This is a genomic window from Micromonospora sp. NPDC047753 (assembly GCF_040642735.1).
Lineage (GTDB): Bacteria > Actinomycetota > Actinomycetes > Mycobacteriales > Micromonosporaceae > Micromonospora.
Genome location: NZ_JBEYSL010000638.1, coordinates 1 through 3,281, shown reverse-complemented (window position 1 = coordinate 3,281; position 3,281 = coordinate 1). Strand labels below are relative to the sequence as shown.

The 3,281-nt window shown below is 70.2% G+C and carries 3 protein-coding genes; all 3 read right to left on the bottom strand.

The window, feature by feature from the left end; all coding sequences use genetic code 11:
* On the bottom strand, positions 1–434 hold a 434-nt coding region (locus ABZ749_RS32370; RefSeq protein WP_357234557.1), incomplete at its 3' end, for an ATP-binding protein.
* A 370-nt stretch (positions 435–804) separates the two neighbouring features.
* A complete protein-coding gene (locus ABZ749_RS32365; RefSeq protein WP_357234554.1) occupies positions 805–2,919 on the bottom strand; it encodes a ThuA domain-containing protein in 2,115 nt (704 codons plus the stop codon).
* Positions 2,920–2,994: 75 nt separating this feature from the next.
* Positions 2,995–3,281, bottom strand: a 287-nt coding sequence (locus ABZ749_RS32360; RefSeq protein WP_357234550.1) for an RICIN domain-containing protein, incomplete at its 5' end; no start/stop codon positions are given.

Below are 3,281 nucleotides of genomic sequence, written 5' to 3'. Positions count from 1 at the left end.
GTGAGCGCGGGGAACGTGTAGATGCTCTCGTCGGGGATCGGCGCCTCGGTGCCCCGACCGGCGCCCTGGGTGCCGCCGCCGGACGGAGCGGGACCGGCGCCCTCGTCGCGGACCTCGATGCTGATGCCCGCGGCGTCGTAGCGCAGGCGGACCCCGACCGGGGCGCCCGGCGCGTGCCGGCAGGCGTTGGTCAGCGCTTCCTCGATGATCCGGTACGCCACGACGTCGACCGGGCCGGGTAGCGGGCGGGGTTGCCCGGCCATGGTCCACCGCACCGGTTGACCGGCGGTGAAGCCCTCCACCAGCGCGTCGAGGCGGTTCAGGCTGGGCGCCGGCTGGGACGGGTCGTCGGGCTCGTCGGCCCGGCCCAGCGCACCGAGCAGCTGATGGCCTCGCGCCAGCACCGTCCCGCGCCACTGCGCGAACAACCCCATGCAGGTCAAGGTACGGCAGCCACCTGTGAGCCGGTCGGCGGCATCCACGCAATGTGGCTGCATCCGAGTGCGCCGGCAGCGGTGCGGGGACCAGCCCTGCACCGGGGCTCCGGCCTCCCCAACAACCCCGCGCACCCCCGCGTAAACGGCGGGCTGGCGGGATGGCAGCCGGCGGACGAATCGGTGCGAGCGTGATGCCTCTGAGTCATCAGGATGACTCAGAGGCATCACGCTCGTTGAAGACACCGCTCGTCGCCCTTTGCCGACGCAACTGGCTGACGGGGGACGCCGGCCGGGCACGCCGGCCGGGCACGCCGGCCGGCCCGGAGGGGCCGACGACGTGAGCCGCGGCCCCTTCGGGGTCAGTCGGTCAGGGCAGGGTCCACTTCTGGTTGGCTGCGTTGAGGCAGGTCCAGAGGTGCACTGCGGTGCTGTCGGCGGAGTTGTTGCCGGAGACGTCCAGGCACTTGCCCGACGACGGGTTGCGCAGCGTGCCGTCGGACGCGGCAGCCCAGTTCTGCGCGCCGCTGCCGTTGCAGGTCCAGAGCTGGATCTTGGTGCCGTCGGCGGTGCCGCTGCCGTTGACGTCCAGGCACTTGCCGAGCGCCTTGATCGTCGAGTTCGGCGTCACGGTCCAGGTCTGCGAGGCGCTGCCGTTGCAGGTGTAGAGCTGGATCTGAGTGCCGTCGGCGGTGCCACCGTTGCGCACGTCCAGGCACTTGCCGGCCAGACCCTTGATCGGGCCCACCCCGTTCGTGCCACCTCCGCCCTTGACCAGGGTGAAGTCGTCCAGGTCGAAGAGCCCCGTGCCGCTACCGGTGAAGGTGAGGTAGAGGTTCTGGGTGCTGGACGGCACGTTGGACAGCGGCGCGGAGACGTTGGCGTAGGTGCTCCAGCTGCCGGTGTTCGGCACCGCGACAGTGCCGAGCACCGGGCCGGTGGCCGAACCGGTGCGCACCTGGATGGCGCCACCAGCGCCGCCGGAGACGACCCGCGCCGTGAACGAGGTGACCCCGGCCAGGTTGACCCCGTTGTACGCGGCCCAGTCACCCGGCTCGATGTAGCCGAGGGTCTGCCCGCCGTTGGCGCCCGCCTTGGTGAACGCGGAGACCCCGTTGGCCGAGCTGAACGCCTCGGCCTGGATCGTGGTGTTCCCGGTCGGCGGCGGGGTGCCGCCCAGCTCCTTGATCCGGATGTTGCGGAAGGAGGCGTCGTCACCGGTGCCGTGGTTCTGGATGCCGATGTGGCCGGCCAGCGACCGTACCGGGTTGGTGTTGGTGAAGTCGTTGATCTTCACCCCGTTGAGGAAGATCTGTAGCCGCTCGCCCTCGACCAGCAGCTCGTACGTGTTCCACTCCCCCGGCGCGTTCAGCGCCGCGTCGCGGGCGGCGATGTCGGCGGACTTGTAGGTGTAGACCGCGCCGGTGGTGCGGTCGGCCGCGTCGGTGGCGTCGATCTGGATCTCGTACCCGTTGTCGACCGCCGACCACGGGTCACTCGACGGAGGGAACCCGATGAAGATGCCGGAGTTGTCGTCACCGGCCAGCTTCCAGTCCATCTTCAGCGAGTAGTTGGTGAACTGCTTCGCGTTGTACCAGTACAGCCCCATGCCGCCGACCGAGGTCAGGGTGGCGTCGGTGTTGGTGAAGCTGCCCGGGCCGGCCTGTGACCAACCGGCCGTCGAGCCGTTGAACAGCGGGGTGTAGCCGGTCTCGGGCCGGCAGTCGGCCTTGCTCCGACCGGAGGCGTACCGGATGCCGCCGAGCAGGTGGTTCCGGAAACCCGACTCCGCGTACGACGCCTGGGTGTGCCCCGCGCCGGTGTAGAAGGACCGGCCGCCGCTGTAGCTCTTGCACCAGCTCAGCGGGTGGTCGGCGCCCATTCCGCCGCCGGAGTACGACGACTCGTCGAGGGTGGCCAGCACGTGGGCGCTGGACCGGGCGTTGGTGCGGTAGTTGTACCACTCGTCGGTGCGGGTCCAGGTCTGCGGCAGGTGAGCGGTGGCCGCGTGGCCCCGGTCCTCCACCTTCATGTTGGCCTGCTGGATCGCGGGGTGCGAGGCGAACCACGCCCCGACGAGGTTGCCGTAGAACGGCCAGTCGTACTCGGTGTCGGCTGCGGCGTGCACACCCACGTATCCGCGGCCGGAGCCGATGTACGACTCGAAGGCGGTCTGCTGGCTGGCGTTGAGCACGTCGCCGGTGGTGTTGAGGAAGACGACAGCCTCGTACTGGTTGAGGTTGCTCGTGGTGAACGCGGCGGCGTCCTCGGTCGCGGTGACCGTGAAGTTGTTCGCCGCGCCCAGGTCGCGGATGGTCTGGATGCCGACCGGGATCGCGTCGTGCCGGAAACCGGCGGTCTTGGAGAAGACCAGCACGTCGTACGGGGCGTCGGCGGCGCTGGCCGGGGTGGCTGGGGTGGTGCAGGCGATGACGGCGAGTGCGGCCATTGCCGCACCGAGGACGGGTCGCAGACGTCTGCGCATATCGCTCTCCTAACTGCGGTTAGGAGGGGCCCCTCGCCTCACACTAGGCGCGCCGAGGGGCCCCCACCTGTCAGCTCAGGGCAGGATCCACTTTTGGTTGGCGGCACCGCTGACGCAGGTCCAGAGGTGGACCGCGGTGCTGTCGGCGGAGTTGTTGCCGGAGACGTCGAGGCACTTGCCGGACGCGGGGCTCCGCAACGTGCCGTCGGCCTGGGCCACCCAGTTCTGCGCGGCGGTCCCGTTGCAGGTGTAGAGCTGGATCTTGGTGCCGTCGGCGGTGGCGGCACCCGCGACGTCCAGGCACTTACCCAACGACTTGATCGTCGAGTTCGGCGTCACGGCCCAGGTCTGCGCCGCGCTGC